The organism is Bacillus sp. SLBN-46 (assembly GCF_031453555.1).
Lineage (GTDB): Bacteria > Bacillota > Bacilli > Bacillales > Cytobacillaceae > Neobacillus.
On record NZ_JAVIZM010000001.1, the window covers coordinates 3,743,746 to 3,762,018 of the forward strand.

General features: G+C 38.5%; 17 protein-coding genes. All 17 read right to left on the reverse strand.

The features are described 5' to 3' along the window. Positions 1 to 211: 211 nt before the first annotated feature. The gene (rpsO, locus tag QFZ87_RS19045) at positions 212 to 481 is read right to left on the reverse strand and encodes a 30S ribosomal protein S15 (protein ID WP_024026799.1); all 270 of its coding nucleotides are present in this window, start codon (positions 479 to 481) and stop codon (positions 212 to 214) included. Positions 482 to 649: 168 nt separating this feature from the next. Beyond that, entirely contained in the window at positions 650 to 1,606 is a 957-nt protein-coding gene (gene ribF, locus QFZ87_RS19050; protein ID WP_309864967.1) for a bifunctional riboflavin kinase/FAD synthetase, read from the reverse strand. Positions 1,607 to 1,638: 32 nt separating this feature from the next. Next, positions 1,639 to 2,553, reverse strand: coding sequence for a tRNA pseudouridine(55) synthase TruB (gene truB / locus QFZ87_RS19055; RefSeq protein WP_309864971.1), 915 nt, complete (start codon positions 2,551 to 2,553; stop codon positions 1,639 to 1,641). Between the two features lie 90 nt (positions 2,554 to 2,643). Beyond that, positions 2,644 to 3,018 (reverse strand): 30S ribosome-binding factor RbfA, encoded by a 375-nt coding sequence (rbfA, locus tag QFZ87_RS19060; RefSeq protein WP_309867987.1) that lies wholly within the window; start codon positions 3,016 to 3,018, stop codon positions 2,644 to 2,646. A gap of 17 nt (positions 3,019 to 3,035) precedes the next feature. After that, complete coding sequence (locus tag QFZ87_RS19065; protein ID WP_309864973.1) at positions 3,036 to 3,317, reverse strand: DUF503 domain-containing protein; 282 nt, start codon at positions 3,315 to 3,317, stop codon at positions 3,036 to 3,038. Beyond that, entirely contained in the window at positions 3,314 to 5,638 is a 2,325-nt protein-coding gene (infB, locus tag QFZ87_RS19070) for a translation initiation factor IF-2 (RefSeq protein ID WP_309864976.1), read from the reverse strand. The genes QFZ87_RS19065 and infB overlap by 4 nt, the downstream gene beginning before the upstream one ends. Positions 5,639 to 5,657: 19 nt before the next feature. Then, a complete protein-coding gene (locus tag QFZ87_RS19075; RefSeq protein ID WP_309864978.1) occupies positions 5,658 to 5,960 on the reverse strand; it encodes a YlxQ family RNA-binding protein in 303 nt (100 codons plus the stop codon). 8 nt (positions 5,961 to 5,968) lie between these two features. Next, complete coding sequence (gene rnpM, locus QFZ87_RS19080; RefSeq protein WP_308080169.1) at positions 5,969 to 6,241, reverse strand: RNase P modulator RnpM; 273 nt, start codon at positions 6,239 to 6,241, stop codon at positions 5,969 to 5,971. A 17-nt stretch (positions 6,242 to 6,258) separates the two neighbouring features. Continuing rightward, entirely contained in the window at positions 6,259 to 7,383 is a 1,125-nt protein-coding gene (gene nusA / locus QFZ87_RS19085; RefSeq protein WP_309864980.1) for a transcription termination factor NusA, read from the reverse strand. Positions 7,384 to 7,420: 37 nt separating this feature from the next. Beyond that, positions 7,421 to 7,891: a ribosome maturation factor RimP gene (gene rimP / locus QFZ87_RS19090; RefSeq protein WP_309864983.1), complete on the reverse strand. Its 471-nt coding sequence runs from the start codon at positions 7,889 to 7,891 to the stop codon at positions 7,421 to 7,423. A gap of 258 nt (positions 7,892 to 8,149) precedes the next feature. Beyond that, on the reverse strand, positions 8,150 to 12,475 hold the full coding sequence (locus QFZ87_RS19095) for a PolC-type DNA polymerase III (protein ID WP_309864985.1): 4,326 nt from the start codon (positions 12,473 to 12,475) through the stop codon (positions 8,150 to 8,152). Positions 12,476 to 12,641: 166 nt separating this feature from the next. After that, entirely contained in the window at positions 12,642 to 13,904 is a 1,263-nt protein-coding gene (gene rseP, locus QFZ87_RS19100) for an RIP metalloprotease RseP (RefSeq protein WP_309864988.1), read from the reverse strand. 71 nt (positions 13,905 to 13,975) lie between these two features. Further along, on the reverse strand, positions 13,976 to 15,118 hold the full coding sequence (gene dxr, locus QFZ87_RS19105; RefSeq protein ID WP_309864990.1) for a 1-deoxy-D-xylulose-5-phosphate reductoisomerase: 1,143 nt from the start codon (positions 15,116 to 15,118) through the stop codon (positions 13,976 to 13,978). A gap of 33 nt (positions 15,119 to 15,151) precedes the next feature. Beyond that, a complete protein-coding gene (locus QFZ87_RS19110; RefSeq protein WP_309864993.1) occupies positions 15,152 to 15,937 on the reverse strand; it encodes a phosphatidate cytidylyltransferase in 786 nt (261 codons plus the stop codon). Positions 15,938 to 15,950: 13 nt separating this feature from the next. Further along, the gene (locus QFZ87_RS19115; RefSeq protein ID WP_309864996.1) at positions 15,951 to 16,730 is read right to left on the reverse strand and encodes an undecaprenyl pyrophosphate synthase; all 780 of its coding nucleotides are present in this window, start codon (positions 16,728 to 16,730) and stop codon (positions 15,951 to 15,953) included. Between the two features lie 234 nt (positions 16,731 to 16,964). Beyond that, positions 16,965 to 17,522, reverse strand: coding sequence for a ribosome recycling factor (gene frr, locus QFZ87_RS19120; RefSeq protein ID WP_308080177.1), 558 nt, complete (start codon positions 17,520 to 17,522; stop codon positions 16,965 to 16,967). Beyond that, complete coding sequence (pyrH, locus tag QFZ87_RS19125; RefSeq protein ID WP_308080178.1) at positions 17,523 to 18,248, reverse strand: UMP kinase; 726 nt, start codon at positions 18,246 to 18,248, stop codon at positions 17,523 to 17,525. Between the last annotated feature and the right edge of the window lie 25 nt (positions 18,249 to 18,273).

The following is an 18,273-nucleotide window of genomic DNA, read 5'->3' on the forward strand; positions in this document are numbered from 1 at the left end:
GGATGATGCGAGGATACTTCCTCGATGAAATCCTCTTTCTAAATCTTCCTAATATAAAAAAAGCCATAAATGCTTATGTTATCAATTTCAAATTAGTATTAGTATGCACATAAAAGTCTTGACTTAAAATTATGTATAAAAATTTCTTTACTACTTTAATTTTTGCCTTTTTAGGCTAATAAAAAAGCGGGATAAATCCCGCTTCTGTAGACTAACGACGTAGACCAAGCTTATTGATTAACACACGGTAACGTTGAACGTCTTTGTTACGTAGGAATGTTAAAAGATTACGACGTTTACCAACCATCTTCAAAAGACCGCGACGTGAGTGGTGATCTTTCTTGTGAGTACGTAAGTGCTCGTTCAAGTTATTGATTGATTCAGTAAGGACAGCGATTTGAACTTCTGCAGATCCAGTGTCGCTCTCATGAGTTTTATACTCATTGATAAGTTCATTTTTACGTTCTTGAGTGATTGCCATCCAGGTTCACCTCCTAGTTTTTCTATCCCCTGTTACCGAGCAAGCGTCGGTGACTCGACTTGCCAAGCAAAGGTTGTTTTTAATACGTATATAAGAATACATCTTTTTACGTCAAAAAGCAAGTCGAAACCTTATTTAAATGTAAGAAAAACTTTGATAAAAGCGGCTTTAGCAGGAAGATTGTCGATTCTTTTCAAAATAATCTATTGCCTTTTGCTTATCTCTTTCTATTTGACTAACCAATTCGTCAATTCCGGAGAACTTCTGCTCTTTACGCAAATACAGATGCCATTCGACGACTACTTCTTCTCCATAAATCTCTTGTTCAAATTCAAATAAGTGAACTTCAACAGTTAGCTTTAATGCTTCTTTATTAAAGGTTGGTTTATAACCAACATTACAAACACCATTATACCAATGATCCTTTACCTTCAATTTTACTGCGTATACACCCAAGGGAGGGATCATATACTCTTCATTCAGGTCTATATTTGCTGTCGGGAAACCTATCGTTCTCCCACGCTTGTCCCCGTGAATGACAGTGCCCGATGTCCTATAATATCTGCCAAGCAGACTAGGAAGTTCAATTACTTTTGCTTCGTTTAACAAGTGACGAATTCTTGTAGAACTAACCTTTTCCTCACCTTGAGCTAACTTTGGGACAACGGAGTAGGAGAATTGATTCCTAGAGTGGAAAGGCAGGGTTTCCATCGTTCCTTTTCCCATCCGCCCATAAGAATAATCAAAGCCAGCTACTACATGCTTTACATTCAGCCCTATCACATATTGATCAATGAACTCCTGTGGGAGTAAGTTAGCAAACTCAGGTGTAAAATGAACAATAAATAAATAGTCTATACCTAACTCTTCAATAATCTTTATCTTATCTGATAAGGGCGTAATATATTGTACGTGCTTCTTGCTTTTACCCAACACAACAGAGGGATGCGGATCAAAAGTCATTACTGCACTTCGGAAATCTTGTTCTTCTGCTTGTTTTTTTGCTTCTAAGATTACTTGTTGATGTCCCATATGAACACCATCAAAATAGCCCAAGGCCATTGCTAAAGGCGGAAAATCGTTTCTATCTAATTTATGTGGAAAATTAAGCCTTTTGACTTCCAAATGAAACTCACCTTTTCTATACCGAAACCTTATTATTCATTTCGCAATACTTTTACAGGTTTAAGCAGGTCTGGCTTGCTTGGATGTTTTGCGTAAATGGCGAGAGCCAGTCCTTCTGCTGTTTCAGCGATAATCGGTCCGTTAGTTGTTTTTAAGTGTTCTGGTATTGGTAACACCGCACCATTTTTCACTTTCTCTGCTACTTTATCATTAATCTGTAATTTCGGCAAATAAGAAAGTGCTGACTCTAATGGTCGTAAAACAGAAGAAATTTCACCAGTTTCCATCAGTTTTTCTATTTCCTCAAAGGTCAAACAATCCTCCAACGTGAAGGCTGCTGACTGGATTCTTATTAGTTTGGACATGTGTGCAGGGTACCCTAGTCTCTCCCCAATCATTACTGCTAATGTTCGTATATAGGTCCCTTTACTGCAACTGACTCTAAAGCGAAATTGAATCGTTTCTCCTGAAAATTCTGTCCGATCATCCAGTAATTCAATCGAGTATATGGTTACCTTCCTAGTGGGGCGCTCTACTTCAATGCCTTTTCGAGCATACTCGTACAACCGAACCCCTCCCACCTTTACTGCTGAAAACATAGGTGGGGTTTGCTCAATTTCTCCCGTCAACGAATCAAGGACCTTTTGAATTTCTTCGCGTAGAATGGTTCGATCAACATCTTTCTTTTCAACCACTTCACCGGATGCATCTTCCGTCGTGGTGGAGAAGCCTATGGTTACTTCACCTTCGTATGCTTTTCCTGCGTCCGTAATATACTCTGCAACCTTTGTAGCTTTCCCAATACAAATAGGGAGGACACCCGTTACATCCGGATCAAGTGTTCCTGTATGTCCGACTTTTTTTGTTTTTAAAATTTTTCTTAACTTAAATACACAATCATGGGAAGTTAGCCCTGCTGGTTTGAATAACGGTAATATTCCTTCCACCTTATTCACTCCGATCTCAGTAATATTCGAAAAAAATGGATAGACGGTTGTCTATCCATTTTCAATGTGAATTTCTGCTTATTTTTGAATTTATTCTTCGTCATTCTTTTCCATCGGTTTATCATCATCCTGATGCAATTGATGTAGAAGAGTATTAATTCGATTTCCATAATCGATTGATTCATCCCACTCAAAAATAATTTCAGGTGTTTTACGAAGGCGAATACGGTGGCCAATTTCTGTTCTAATAAAGCCTTTTGCTTTAGCTAAGCCTTTTAATGTATTCTCCTTTTGCTCGTCATCACCTAACACAGAAATATATACTTTTGCTTGCTGTAAATCACCTGTAACTTGAACATCAGTAACTGTCACAAAGCCGATCCGAGGATCTTTTATTTTCCGGCCGATGATGTCACTAAGTTCTTTTTTCATTTGCTCTCCAACACGATTTGCTCTGTGGCTCATCATATTCACCTCTTAATTTAAAGCCAATCAATCTCGGTGATTGTTCGTTCAATCTCTGGAAACGAGTCAATTAATTTTAGTGCGTTCTGCAATTCAATCTCTGTAGATAACCGATTAGAGGTTACAACCGCAATGGCAATTTTCGTTCTTTGCCATACATCTTGAAAGTCAACCTCGGCAACGGATACATTAAATTTCTGTTTTAGACGAGTTAGAATTCTCTGCAAAACGGCTCGTTTCTCTTTTAATGAATGAGCATCATAGATGATACATTCACATTCGGCGACACCGATGATCATTTACGTTCGATCTCTTCCATTACATAAGCTTCAATGATGTCTCCTTCTTTAACATCATTGAAATTTTTAATTGTGACACCACATTCATAACCTTTAGAAACCTCTTTAGCATCATCTTTGAAACGTTTTAGCGCATCAATTTGTCCTTCAAAGATAACAACTCCGTTACGAACTAAACGAATTCCGCTATCACGGGTAATTTTACCTTCAGTCACAAACGAACCAGCAATGGTACCAACCTTTGAAACCTTGAAAGTTTGACGAACTTCAGCTTGACCAATAATCTTTTCTTGGAATTCAGGATCAAGCATTCCCTTCATGGCTGCTTCGATTTCTTCAATTACTTTATAAATAATGCGGTGTAGACGAACATCAACCTTTTCAGCTTCCGCAGCGCGCTTAGCATTTACATCTGGACGAACGTTAAATCCGATGACAATTGCATTTGAAGCGGCTGCAAGAGTGATATCCGACTCATTAATAGCACCAGCACCACTATGAATAATTTTAATGTTTACGCCTTCTACATCTATTTTTTGCAATGATGCGGCAACGGCTTCAGCAGAACCTTGAACATCTGCTTTTAGGATGATGTTTAAGTCCTTCATTTCACCTTGCTTCAATTGGTCAAATAGTGTTTCGAGACTGACAACGGATTTTTCACCACGGTGAGCTACTAAAGCAGTTTGCGCACGCGCTTCCCCAACTTGTCGGGCTGTTTTTTCGTCTTCAAATACAACAAAACGATCTCCTGCCTGAGGAACATCATTTAGTCCTGTAATTTCTACTGGAGTAGAAGGACCCGCTTCTTTTACTCGTCGTCCTTTATCATTCACCATCGCACGAACCCGTCCGAATGTAGTTCCAACAACAATCGGGTCACCAATTTTTAAAGTACCGTTTTGAACTAATAATGTCGCAACAGATCCACGGCCTTTATCTAATTGTGCCTCGATAACCGTACCGACAGCTTTTCGGTTAGGATTGGCCTTATATTCTTCTACTTCACTTACAAGTAAGATCATTTCAAGAAGAGTGTCAATTCCTTCTCCGGTTTTTGCAGAAAGTGGTACAAAGATAGTATCCCCACCCCATGCTTCAGATACTAATCCATGTTCAGTTAATTCCTGCATAACTCGGTCAGCATTTGCAGCTTCTTTATCCATTTTGTTTACAGCAACAATGATTGGAACTTCAGCAGCCTTTGCATGGTTAATCGCTTCAACTGTTTGTGGCATTACACCATCATCTGCCGCTACCACAAGAATGGTAATGTCAGTGATTTTCGCTCCACGAGCACGCATGGTTGTAAATGCAGCGTGTCCCGGTGTATCAAGGAAAGTAATCTTCTTTCCATTTTCAACTACTTGATAGGCACCAATATGCTGAGTAATTCCGCCAGCTTCACCTTCAGTTACCTTTGTATTACGAATAGAATCAAGAAGGGTTGTTTTACCATGGTCAACGTGACCCATAATCGTTACAACAGAAGGTCTTTCTACTAAGTCTTCTGCTCCATCTTCGGTAAAGTAAACTTCAAGATCCGTTGTGTCAATCTTGATTTCTTCTTCAACCTCTACCCCATATTCCCCAGCGATCAATTCAATCGCATCTTTATCGAGCACTTGGTTAATGGTAGCCATCACACCAAGTAAAAAGAGCTTTTTAATGATTTCTGACGGTTCACGATAGATTTTTTTTGCAAGTTCACCAACAGTTAATGACTCACTAAAAGTAATTTTAGCTGGAAGCTCTTTTTCTTTTTTCTTCTGAGGCTGTGCTTGCTGAACTGGTGTATGAGTCTTCTTCTTGTTATTATTATTATTGCGATTATTACGATTTTGGTTATTATTATAAGGCTTAGCCTTTGCTTTATCTGCACTACTGAAGACTTTATTTTCTTTGGATTGATTTTCTTGGCTCTGTTTTTTGCCTTCAGCCGCTTTTGGAGGAGAGACAACTTTTACCTTCTTAGGAGTAGGAGATTTATCTGCAGCTTCCTCAAACGCTTTAGGTGCATTTTTAGACTGTACTTGCGGCTTTTGACCAGACTGTGCCGGTCTTTGATTTGGACGTTGCTGTTGTTGCTGCTGAGCAGGACGTCCATTTGAGCGTTGTTGCTGCCCGCCACCCATTTGTTTACTCTGTTGTGTAGTGCTTTCTTTTTTGTTGAATGTTGCGTCAAGTTTTTTTACTTCTGAATCTTCTATTGTTGCCATATGGTTAGAAACCTCTATATTCATTTCTTTTAATTTTGTAATAATTTCTTTACTTGAAATATTGTGTTTTTTTGCGTATTCATAAACACGGATTTTACTCATATTTTCACCCCCGCTAGATTTAATCGAGCAACGTTACCAGTTTTTTTGCAAATCCTTCATCCAAAACAGCTACAACAACTCGTGCTTCCTTGCCAATTGCTTGACCTAGAAGATGACGGTCTTCGACTATTTTCAACTGTACATGATAGGAATTACATTTATCTGTAATTTTTTTAGTCGTATTTGCAGATGCATCCGCGGCTAATAAAACAAGCTTTGCTTTACCGTTTCTAATATCCTTTAAGGCAAGCTCTTCACCCGATATGATTTTACGCGCTCGATTGGCCAAGCCAAGCAATGACATCCATTGATTTTGTTTCATTTGGATTGTCAGTTCTCCTTCTCAATTAGCTCAAGTAGTTCTTCGTATATCGAATCATTTATAGAAACCTCTAAATGGTTAGCTAAAGTATTTTTCTTCTTGGCTAATAGGATTGCTTCTTTGTCTCTTGAAAGGTATGCACCTCTACCGGATTTTTTTCCAGTTAGGTCAATGGTTACATCCCCTTCTTTTGAGCGAACGATGCGAACGAGTTCTTTTTTCGGCTTCATTTCACCGGTTGCCACACATTTGCGCATAGGAACTTTTTTTCTTGTGTTCACGATCATTCACCTCCTAATTAGTCCAAATCATCATCTTCATAATCAAAATCTGTATCCACTTGATTATCAAAAAGTCTGATTGTTTCTTCACGTGGATAAATTCCAAGCTCTCGTGCTTCAGTTTCAGCTTTGATATCAATTTTCCAGCCAGTTAACTTTGCTGCTAGTCGAGCATTTTGACCGCGTTTACCGATTGCTAATGAAAGCTGATAATCAGGTACAACAACTGTTGTCGCTTTTTCATTTTCGTTCACCATAACATCTAGCACTTTTGAAGGGCTTAAAGAATTAGCGACAAAAACAACTGGATCATCTGACCATTTAACGATATCAATTTTTTCACCTTTTAACTCATTAACTACCGCTTGCACCCTTGTTCCTTTTGGTCCAACACAAGAACCAACTGGATCAACCTCAGGATTATCGGAATGAACGGAAATTTTCGAGCGGTCACCTGCTTCACGGGCAACAGATTTAATTTCAACTGTACCATCGTAAATTTCAGGAACTTCAATTTCAAATAGACGTTTCAGTAATCCAGGATGAGTTCTAGAAACAAAAATTTGTGGACCTTTAGTAGTTTTTTCCACTTTAGTAATAAAAACTTTGATTCGATCATGCGGTTTGTAACGTTCATTTGGCATTTGTTCATTTAATGGTAATAGTGCTTCTATTTTACCAAGGCTGACATAAATAAATTTAGAATCAAGTCTTTGAACGATACCTGTCATGATGTCTTCTTCACGATCAATAAATTCAGAATAAATAATACCTCTTTCAGCTTCTCTAACACGCTGAGTTACCACTTGTTTCGCTGTTTGCGCAGCAATTCTTCCGAAGTCTTTTGGAGTTACTTCCATTTCGACAACATCTTCTACCTGGTAATTAGGATTAATGTGTTGTGCATCTGCAATAGAAATTTCAAGCCGTGGATCGAATACCTCATCAACCACTTCTTTTCTTGCAAAAACGCGCATAGAACCAGATTGTAAGTTCAAATCAATGCGGACATTTTGTGCCTGATTGAAATTACGACGGTATGCTGATACCAATGCCGCCTCAATAGCATCAATTAGTATATCTCTGGAAATACCTTTCTCTCTTTCCAGTATTGTAAGAGCATCTAATAATTCGCTGCTCATTTGCTTGTATCCCCCTACTCTTATTCAATTTTTTCATTTATGAAAAAACAACAGCCAGTCTTGCACTTGCTACTTTTTCATATGGAATGTCAATAGACTTTTTACGAGTTTTGATTTTCACTTCAATTTTTAAGTGTTGGCCATCAAACTCAAGTAATTTCCCTTCAAAACCTTTTTCTCCATCAATCGGTTCATAAGTTTTAATAAAGACATTTTTACCAATAGCCTTTTCAAAATCTTTTTCTTTTTTCAATGGACGCTCTGCACCCGGAGAGGATACTTCAAGAAAGTAGTTATGGGGAATTGGATCCACTTCGTCGAGTTTTTCACTTAGTCGCTCACTAACTAGACCACAATCCTCAATATCAACTCCTGTGTCCTTATCGATATATACGCGAAGATACCAGTTTTTACCTTCCTTCACATATTCAATATCCACTAATTCTAAGCTAAGTTCTTGAAAAATTGGTGCAGCCAGCTCTTCTACAACTTCCGTTACTTTGCTCATGCTTTACCTCCTTTTCTAAAATATTTCACCCATATTCTATGTAGTTCACGGTAAGTTTTATCAAATAACACTAAAAAACATTTGTAAACAAAACCAAGATGTATACAACTTTTAAGTGCAAGCACCTCGATTACATAACGAAAGAGTGGGTTTCCCCACTCTTGAACACGAGAGTATTTCTTAGTATTTCCAATAAAACTATACCATAACCATTGTTTTTATGCAAACACAACGGAGGTTTATCAGGATTATCCCTATTTAGAACAAAGATAGCTGGTTTTGCTCCGGTAGTGCATTTAGACAACCTTGTTTGTCTAAATATTCAAGAATGGTCTTAGAAACCTTTCCTCGTTGTTGAAGGTCTTCTTTTGATAAGAACTCTCCATCACCCCGTGCTTTTACAATATTAAAAGCTGCATTGGTTCCTAACCCAGGAATCGAATTAAATGGTGGAATGAGTGTATTCCCTTCAATAATAAAATCTGATGCATCTGATTTATATAAATCATAATTTTGGAAGGAAAATCCTCTTTCTGTCATTTCAAGTGCTAGCTCTAGAACAGTAAGGAGGTTTTTCTCTTTATTGGATGCTTCCAGACCTTTTGCGTTAATTTCCTCTATTTTTGCCCGGATTGCTTCAGGCCCACGAGACATTGCTTCAATGTCAAAGTCCTCTGCACGAACCGTGAAATAAGCAGCATAGTAAAGAAGTGGCAGATGCACTTTAAAGTACGCAATCCGTACCGCCATTAATACATAGGCTGCCGCGTGTGCTTTAGGGAACATGTATTTGATCTTTTTGCAGGAGTCAATGTACCATTCTGGTACTTCGTTTCTCCGCATTTCGGCTTCCATTTCTTCACTTAAGCCCTTACCTTTACGGACAGATTCCATAATTTTAAAAGCAAATGAAGGTTCCAGCCCCTGATAAATCAAGTAGACCATGATATCATCACGACAGCCAATTACTTCACTTAAGTTACACGTTTGGTTGTGAATTAACTCCTGTGCATTCCCTAGCCATACGTCCGTTCCATGGGATAGTCCTGAAATCTGGACGAGTTCTGAAAATGTTGTTGGCTTTGTATCTTCAAGCATTTGTCTGACAAATCGAGTCCCAAACTCAGGAATCCCTAGTGTACCCGTTTTACACATGATTTGTTGTTCTGTTACACCCAACGATTCTGTTCCACTAAAGATTTTCATTACTTCAGGGTCATCCGTCGGAATGGTTTTAGGATCCATTCCACTTAGATCTTGCAGCATTCTGATGACAGTTGGATCATCGTGTCCGAGTATATCAAGCTTTAAGACATTATCATGGATGGAATGGAAATCAAAATGGGTTGTTTTCCATTCGGAATTTCTATCGTCTGCCGGGAATTGAATCGGTGAGAAATCATATACATCCATATAATCAGGAATTACGATAATCCCACCAGGATGCTGTCCTGTTGTTCTTTTCACACCTGTACAACCAGAAGCGAGCCTCTCCACTTCTGCACCACGCAGTTGAAGGTTGTTATCCTGCTGATAGGCCTTTACATATCCAAATGCTGTTTTATCTGCAACCGTACCAATGGTTCCTGCACGATAGACATACTCCTCACCAAACAGCACTTTCGTATAGTTATGAGCACGTGGTTGATATTCCCCCGAGAAGTTCAAGTCGATATCGGGAACCTTGTCCCCTTTAAAGCCAAGGAAGGTTTCAAACGGAATATCGTGTCCATCCTTTTTGTACTTTGCGCCGCACTGTGGACAATCTTTATCTGGCAAATCAAATCCTGATCCAACAGAACCATCATTAAAGAATTCTGAATGCTTACAGGTTGGACAAACATAATGTGGCGGTAATGGGTTCACTTCCGTTATCTCCGTCATCGTGGCGACTAAGGAGGAACCAACTGATCCACGGGAACCAACTAGATAACCATCATCCAGTGATTTTTTTACTAGTTTATGTGAAATCAAGTAAATTACGGCGAATCCATGGCCGATAATACTTTTCAATTCTTTCTCTAATCTGGCTTCCACAATCTCAGGAAGATTGTCACCATATATTTTACGAGCCATTGAATAGCTCATTTCACGCATCTCTTCATCGGCACCTTCAATTTTTGGTGTATAGAGATCATCTTTAATCGGCTTTATGTTGTCAATCATATCGGCAATTTTATTCGTGTTAGTAACAACGATTTCCTTTGCCTTCTCTTTACCCAAAAAGGCAAAAGCATCGAGCATCTCATTGGTTGTTCTAAAGTGAACATCAGGCAACTCATGACGGTTTAGTGGGTTCGCTCCACCTTGTGAGTTAACTAAAATTTTACGGTAGATTTTATCATTTTCATTGAGATAATGAACATTTCCCGTAGCCACAACAGGGATCCCTAACTTATCACCTAGTGTAACGATCTTGCCAATAATATCTTCCATTGATTTTTCATCACGAACCAATTCCATTTCTATCAACGGAGCATTTACTTCTTTTGGCATTACTTCAAGATAATCATAGAATCCCGCGAAAGCTTCGACTTCTTCCGGAGATTTTTGCATCATCCCTTCAAACACTTCACCTTTATTACAGCCAGAACCAACAAGTATGCCCTCTCTATATTTTTGTAGAACCGATCGAGGAAGCCGCGGTACTCGATAAAAGTATTCTATATGTGCAATGGAAACGAGCTTAAATAGGTTCTTTAACCCCGCCTCGGTTTGTGCTAAAAGTGTGCAATGATATGGACGAGCACGTTGATAGGCATTCCCCTTACCCATGTTATTGTTAAATTCATCATGGTAGTGGATTCCTTTTTCTAGTGCATCCTTTAACATTTTTAATAATAAGTAGCCAGTTGCTTCTGCATCATAAATCGCGCGGTGGTGCTGGGTTAATTCAATATCAAACTTTTTCGCCAAAGTATTTAACCGGTGGTTTTTCAGCTCAGGATACAGAAAACGTCCAAGCTCAAGTGTATCAATAACAGGATTTTTGGCCTTTTCTAACCCTATTTTTTTATACCCTACATTCAGGAATCCCATATCAAAGGATGCATTGTGGGCGACAAGAACAGCATCCTCTACCCAGTCATGGAACTTTCGCAATACTTCTTCTACCTCAGGTGCATTTTGCACCATATCATCCGTTATTCCTGTTAAATTAATCGTTGTTGCTGAAAGTCGATGGTGCGGATTTGCAAATGACTCAAAACGGTCAATAATTTCTCCGTCCTTCACTTTTACAGCTGCTAATTCAATAATCGTATCATACACAGCTGATAGTCCCGTTGTTTCTACGTCAAACACAACAAATGTATCCTCTGCAAGGAGACGATGTGCATCATTATAAGCAATCGGTACCCCATCATCGACCAAATTGACTTCCACACCATATAGAATCTTGATATCGTTTTTCTTACCAGCACCATATGCTTCTGGGAAAGATTGAGCCACTGCATGATCAGTGACAGCAATAGCTTTATGTCCCCATTTCGCTGCTTGAGCAACTAAAGCACTTACAGGTGTGACAGCATCCATTTGACTCATAGGTGTATGCAGATGTAATTCTACCCGTTTCTCATCGTCCGGTGCAGTATCTTTCCGCCCAGCGGGTTTAAATTCATTTATATCATTTCCAATCATGACAAGGTCACGTACAAAGGTATCGTTTTGAATGCTTCCACGAACCTTAACCCACATTCCCTTTTTCACACGCTGGAACATGGCAGCATCTTCTTTATCTCGAGAAAACATTTTTACCATTAGCGAACTTGTGTAATCGGTAATCTTAAAGGTTAATAATGAACGGCCACTGCGTAATTCTCTTATTTCAGCATCAAAAATATAACCTTCAACAACTACTCGTCGTTCTTCATCAACGATATCAATCATGCTGCGAAGATCATTATCATCTTTTATGGTTAGTCCTATGGAAAGCGGACCATTAGGCACATCTCCTGAAGCTTGGTCTTTTTCTGCATCGCTCTTTTGCATTTCAACCATTGCCAGGAGAGCACGTTCCTGATCTTCTTTTTGTTTTGCCAATAGAAATTTTTCGTATTCTTCATTTTTTTCTTCCACTTTTAAATCTGTTTCAATTGAAAACTGCGGAAACCCAAACGATTGCAAAATATCTCCAATTACTGAACCATATTTTCGTTTTAAAGCTAGACCCTCTGCCTCATTCCTTACCGTAATCGCTAACTTATTTCCGCTAACGATTGGCATTTGTTCATTTAATAGTTTTAAGAGTGGAGGTGAAATTCCATCAATTTGTTGGATACAATGACTCCAATACTCTAGTAAAAGTTCTGGTGTACTATCTGGATTTGGTACTTTGATATCATAGGAAATAGTAGCAATATTGGAAAAGGTTCGTTCCAGCTGAGTGGTGAACCTTAAATAGACATTAAAAGGGAGGATTTTTTCAAATAAGAATTGAAAATGCCACTTCCTTGCTTTCTTTTCAACCAATAGTCTTTCAATTTGCGCATTTGTAAAATGCACTACTACAGCATCCTCTATTAATTGCAGCTGCTGGAGCAAGAGTTGGAATCGCTCTTTATTGCCTAGGGCATGTTCGCTCATCGTTCTCTCTCCCATCTATATTAAAATCTCTCTGTCTCTTTATTATTGAATAGTAATTATATCATATGATACAAGATGATTCGTCGGATTTCGACAGAAAACTTCATCCATTTTGGGAAAAATGTTTCCGAAAAAAATAAGGACCGCAATTCGCGATCCCAATTTTTTATTTCAAGAAAAATCTTTGTATGTCGTTCCACGTGACTACAAGCATTAACAGCATGAGAAGGGCGAATCCGATAAAATGAACCATTCCTTCTTTTTGTCGATCTATCGGCTTTCCTCTCACTGCTTCAACTGCAAAGAACATCAATCTTCCACCATCGAGGGCAGGAATTGGTAATAAATTCATAATCCCTAAGTTAATGCTTAAAATTCCAGCCCATTTCATTAAGTAATAAATTCCTGACTTAGCTACTTCAGCAGTCGAATTATATATTCCTACTGGACCTGAAAGGGCATCAATAGAGAATTGGCCTGTAATCAATTTTCCGAGCATAACAAAAATTTGCTTAGTCCAGAAATAAGTTTCAGTGAAACCAGACTTCACGGCTTGAACAGGTGATTTTTCCACAGGACTATAAACACCTATAATTCCCATTTTCTTGCCCTCTACGGTTTTTTCAAGAGGAGTTACTTCAATCTCCTTTTCATTTCCGTCACGAACAATAGAAAAATCAAGCTCTTCATTCGGATTTTTTCGAATGATTTCAACGACATCGGTCCAGCTGGATATTTCCGAACCATTGATACTCTGAACTAAATCACCTTTTTTTAGACCAGCCATCTTGGCTGCCCCATCTGGAGTAATTTCACCCAATTTCGCCTCATTGGAAGGAACACCCTGGAGCAATGCAATAACAATAAATAATATAAAAGCAAGTACAAAGTTCATCATCGGACCAGCAAATATAGCCATAAACCTTTGACCTAATGTTTTAGAACCAAATTGACGGTCAACCGGAGCGATTTGTGATTCGACTCCATTTTCTACAATTACTGAGTTAGGAAGTACTTTAAAAGCGTGCAAGCTTTCATCTTCATCTTCCGGAAATCCCTTTATGACAAGCTCCCGCTCAATATCGGCATACTCGACCTCTACAATTCGGCAATGCGGGAATTTTTCTTTATTATTTAAAATAATTTTTGTAACATGATCCTGTTTATCAAACATAAGACCAATACGATATCCAGGCTTAATTTCTACTACTTCAGGGTCTTCTCCAGCCATTCGGACAAAGCCGCCTATTGGAAGAAGACGAATCGTATAAGTAGTCTCTCCTTTTTTATGGGAGAACACCTTTGGACCCATACCAATGGCAAATTCGCGACAGAGGATACCTGCCCTTTTTGCAAAAATAAAATGACCTAATTCATGAAAGAAGACAAGTGCACCAAAAATTACAATAAAGGCAATAACTGTACTCAAATTTTAAAACCACCTTTTTTAAGGATAGGGGGTGAATCACTTAACTTTGATTACTGTCACTTCCGCTTTCCTTACAGAAGAGATTGTACATACTGTCTAGTTTCTTGATCTACCTCTTGTATTACGCTCAGGCTAGGATGTTGGATGGTTTGATGCGTGCTTAATGCCTTTTCAATTAAGTCTTCAATTTGCAGGAAACGAATCTTCCCTTCTAAAAAGGCTGCTACTGCCGCTTCATTAGCCGCATTTAAGACTGTTGGCATTGTTCCGCCTTCTTTACCAGCTATATAAGCAAAGTTCAGACAGCGAAATCTCTCAATATCCATTTCCTGAAAATGTAATCTCCCAATTTGAGCTAGATTCAATCGATTTGCCGATGCTAGCGGCAATCGGTCAGGATATGTGAGTGCATATTGAATAGGTACTCTCATATCTGGTGTTCCAAGCTGTGCAATAATACTTGAATCATGGAATTCCACCATTGAATGGATGATACTTTCCTTATGAAGAAGAACATCTATTTTATCATAAGGAATATCAAACAGCCAGTGTGCCTCAATGACTTCCAACCCTTTATTCATCATGGTAGCTGAATCAATTGTAATTTTTGCTCCCATTGACCAATTCGGATGGTTTAACGCCTCTTGAACCGTCACATTTTCTAACTCATTTCTTGAACGGTCACGGAAACTGCCACCTGATGCAGTAAGAATCAATCTTTCAATATTTTTCGCCTTTTCCCCCTGGAGAGCTTGGAAAATTGCGGAGTGTTCACTGTCAACTGGAAGAAGTGTTACATGATTTCGTTTGGCTGCATCCATCACTAAATGCCCAGCCGTAACGAGCGTTTCTTTATTTGCAATTGCAATGATTTTTCCACATTCAATCGCTTGTAATGTTGGATTTAAACCAACACTTCCTAGCACGGCATTCACTAGAATATCCGCCTTTTCATAAACTGCTGTTTCAATTAAACCCTCCGGACCAAACGTAAATTTGGTCTGTGGGAATTCTGTTTTTAATGTTATATAATCACTTTTGTTTTGTACAGAAACAAGCTCTGGCTGAAATTCACTTATCATTTTTCTTGCTAGTTCAATATTTTTCCCTATAGAAAAGGAAGCTAGTTTAAATTCTGTTGGGTGCTCACGAATCACATCGAGGGTCTGTGTGCCTATCGACCCTGTAGCTCCCAATAAGCTAATTGTTTTCAATAATGTCAACTCCTAAAGATAAAACGCATGCGCCTAAGACCAAAGATGGAAAAAGTGCAATAACGGCCAAACAAATAGTAGGCTATCAAACCGGTCAAGAATACCGCCATGACCAGGTAATATATTTCCTGAGTCTTTCACATTAAAATGACGCTTAAATGCAGATTCAACCAAATCGCCAATTTGTCCAAAAACCGACAGGGCGACCGTTATTCCAATTAAAGATGCATGTATATCAGTAAACAGCACAAACAGAACAGATACGATGACTGCACATAGTACACCGCCTATTGAGCCTTCAACCGTTTTATTAGGGCTAATTTCAGGCCAAAGCTTCCTCTTACCCATCGCTTTCCCTATAAAGTAGGCACCTGAATCAGTTGCCCAAATCATAAATAAGGAATACAAAATAAAAACAAGGCCACCCTCTTGTCTTGTCTCAAAGAAGAAGTAAAAACCAATTCCTACATAAAGAGCAGAGAGTATGGAGAAGGATACATCCTCAAATGTAAAACGGTTTTTCGTAATCACAGTATAGGTTAACAATAAAAGAATTAACGCAATGCCTATTTCTGTTTTTGAGTAATAAAAGGTTTGTATCACTTCGGAATATTCCTCTGGAAAGAGAAGTACCCAAAGAAATAAGACTGAAAGAAATCCATGAACAGAAAAAATCGTTATATTCTTCATTTTTAACAGCTCGTACAAACCAATCGTCGCTAAAAAATAGGTTAATAATACAAGTGGAAACCCACCATAATAAACAATGGGCAAAAATAATGCCGCAGCAATGACTCCTGTAATAATTCTTTGCTTCATCTAATAGTTCACCTCATAATATTCCGCCAAACCTGCGCTGCCTCTTTTGAAAGACTTCAATTGCCTCAAGTAAATGATTCTCACTAAAATCAGGCCATAAAACATCCGTAAACCAAAACTCCGAGTAGGCCAATTGCCAAAGCATGAAATTACTTAAACGAATTTCCCCACTCGTTCTAATCAATAGGTCCGGATCTTTAAATTCAGAGGTCATAAGGTAGGAAGAAAAAACATCTTCATTAAGATCAGTCTCATTCAGTATGCCATTTTTACTATCATTTAAGACCTGCTTAACTGCATCTATAATCTCAGCCCGGCTACCATAGTTCAGCGCAAAGTTTAATACTAGTCCATTATTATCTTTCGTTTCTTCTATAGCTTTTTCAATTGCATGTAGTGTATGTACAGGAAGCTGATTTTTATATCCAATCATTTTCACTTGAACATTATTTTCAACCAGTTCGGGGAGAAAGGTACCTAAAAATTCTTCTGGCAGACGCATGATATATTCCACTTCATTTTTAGGGCGTTTCCAATTTTCAGTCGAAAACGCATATAATGTAAGTGCCTTAATTCCAAGTTTATTTGCCAGCATAGTAGTTTTACGAACCACTTTCATCCCTTCATGATGACCGGCAATACGTGGCAAGGCCCTCTTCTTAGCCCAGCGCCCATTACCATCCATGATTATTGCAACATGCTCAGGTATAGGTTGTTTTTTTAATTCTTCAATGTTATCTCGGAGTGTGGAAGAGTGTTCTTGCTTCTTCCCAAGCCTAAATTTATTAAACATAGCACTGCTCCTCAATTAATTAATCATTGCCTCCGATTGTTTATGTAAAGGGTAAACAAGGTTACATGCTTTTATCATACCAAAAAAGCAGGAAGATATCTCTAATAAATAACTTATGTAAAATAAAAGGAATTAAGAATAATGTTCAGAAAACATTCTCGGGTAATCTTATTTAATAAAAATACCCCTAAAATAGTGAAAAAAACCCCCTAAATAGAGGGTCTTCACACTCAATTACACTTCTAGGATTTCTTTTTCTTTATCTTTCGTGATTTGATCGATTTTTTGAATGAATTCATCTGTAAGTTTTTGCATATCGTCGGAATACCCGCGAAGCGCATCTTCAGTTATTTCTCCATTCTTTTCAAGCTTCTTCAAGTCATCGTTTCCATCACGACGGATGTTACGAATTGCAACTTTTGCTTCTTCTGATTCTTTTTTCACTACTTTTACAAGCTCTTTACGGCGTTCTTCTGTCAACTGCGGGATAGCAATACGAATAATTGACCCATCGTTTGATGGATTTAAACCTAAGTCAGATTTAAGGATTGCTTTTTCAATATCACCGAGAATTGATTTATCATAGGGTTGAATAACAAGTAGTCTAGCTTCTGGAGTAGAGATACCAGCCACTTGATTGACAGGCGTTGGCGCACCATAATAATCAACAGTAATGCGATCGAGCAAGGATGCACTTGCTCTTCCAGCACGGATACTAGCAAGCTCACGTGTATAAGATTGAATCGCTTTTGTCATACGATCCTTAGTACCAGCAATAACTTGTTTCGGCATTTAATTTTTCCCCCTAACAACAGTTCCAATTTTTTCACCCATAACGGCTTTTTTAATATTGCCTTGTTCCATAATTGAGAAAACAATAAGTGGGATATCATTATCCATACATAATGAAGAAGCAGTTGAATCCATAACCGCTAATCCTTCCTTTAATACATCCAGGAATGAAAGATCTTCATATTTAGTTGCATTTGCATCAATACGTGGATCTGCTGAATACACACCATCCACATTATTTTTAGCCATCAAAATTACTTCAGCATCAATTTCAGCTGCTCTTAACGCCGCAGTTGTATCTGTAGAGAAGTATGGGTTTCCTGTTCCAGCTGCAAAAATAACCACACGCTTCTTTTCTAAATGCCTAATCGCACGACGTCTAATGTATGGTTCTGCAACCTGACGCATTTCAATGGAGGTCTGAACCCTTGACTCAATCCCTAAATTCTCCAAGCTGTCTTGCAAAGCTAATGAGTTCATAACGGTCGCAAGCATACCCATATAATCAGCATTAGCTCGATCCATACCCATTTCACTGCCGATTTTCCCACGCCAAATGTTACCTCCGCCTACGACGACGGCTACCTCCACTCCAAGCTCAGCTATTTCTTTTACTTGGATGGCAATCGATTTGATTACAGAAGGTTTAATACCAAAGCTAGATTCACCAGCAAGTGCTTCTCCGCTCAATTTTAAAACTACGCGTTTGTACTTAGGACCGCTCATATAAACCTCCATATGTAAATTTGAA

What these genes read in the sequence shown, in the direction of transcription:
- rpsO (WP_024026799.1), bottom strand. Translation starts at nt 481, where the DNA reads ATGGCAATCACTCAAGAACGTAAAAATGAACTTATCAATGAGTATAAA.
- rbfA (WP_309867987.1), bottom strand. Translation starts at nt 3,018, where the DNA reads ATGAGCCACAGAGCAAATCGTGTTGGAGAGCAAATGAAAAAAGAACTT.
- QFZ87_RS19065 (WP_309864973.1), bottom strand. Translation starts at nt 3,317, where the DNA reads ATGATCATCGGTGTCGCCGAATGTGAATGTATCATCTATGATGCTCAT.
- infB (WP_309864976.1), bottom strand. Translation starts at nt 5,638, where the DNA reads ATGAGTAAAATCCGTGTTTATGAATACGCAAAAAAACACAATATTTCA.
- QFZ87_RS19075 (WP_309864978.1), bottom strand. Translation starts at nt 5,960, where the DNA reads ATGAAACAAAATCAATGGATGTCATTGCTTGGCTTGGCCAATCGAGCG.
- nusA (WP_309864980.1), bottom strand. Translation starts at nt 7,383, where the DNA reads ATGAGCAGCGAATTATTAGATGCTCTTACAATACTGGAAAGAGAGAAA.
- rimP (WP_309864983.1), bottom strand. Translation starts at nt 7,891, where the DNA reads ATGAGCAAAGTAACGGAAGTTGTAGAAGAGCTGGCTGCACCAATTTTT.
- QFZ87_RS19095 (WP_309864985.1), bottom strand. Translation starts at nt 12,475, where the DNA reads ATGAGCGAACATGCCCTAGGCAATAAAGAGCGATTCCAACTCTTGCTC.
- QFZ87_RS19110 (WP_309864993.1), bottom strand. Translation starts at nt 15,937, where the DNA reads ATGAAGCAAAGAATTATTACAGGAGTCATTGCTGCGGCATTATTTTTG.
- QFZ87_RS19115 (WP_309864996.1), bottom strand. Translation starts at nt 16,730, where the DNA reads ATGTTTAATAAATTTAGGCTTGGGAAGAAGCAAGAACACTCTTCCACA.
- frr (WP_308080177.1), bottom strand. Translation starts at nt 17,522, where the DNA reads ATGCCGAAACAAGTTATTGCTGGTACTAAGGATCGTATGACAAAAGCG.
- pyrH (WP_308080178.1), bottom strand. Translation starts at nt 18,248, where the DNA reads ATGAGCGGTCCTAAGTACAAACGCGTAGTTTTAAAATTGAGCGGAGAA.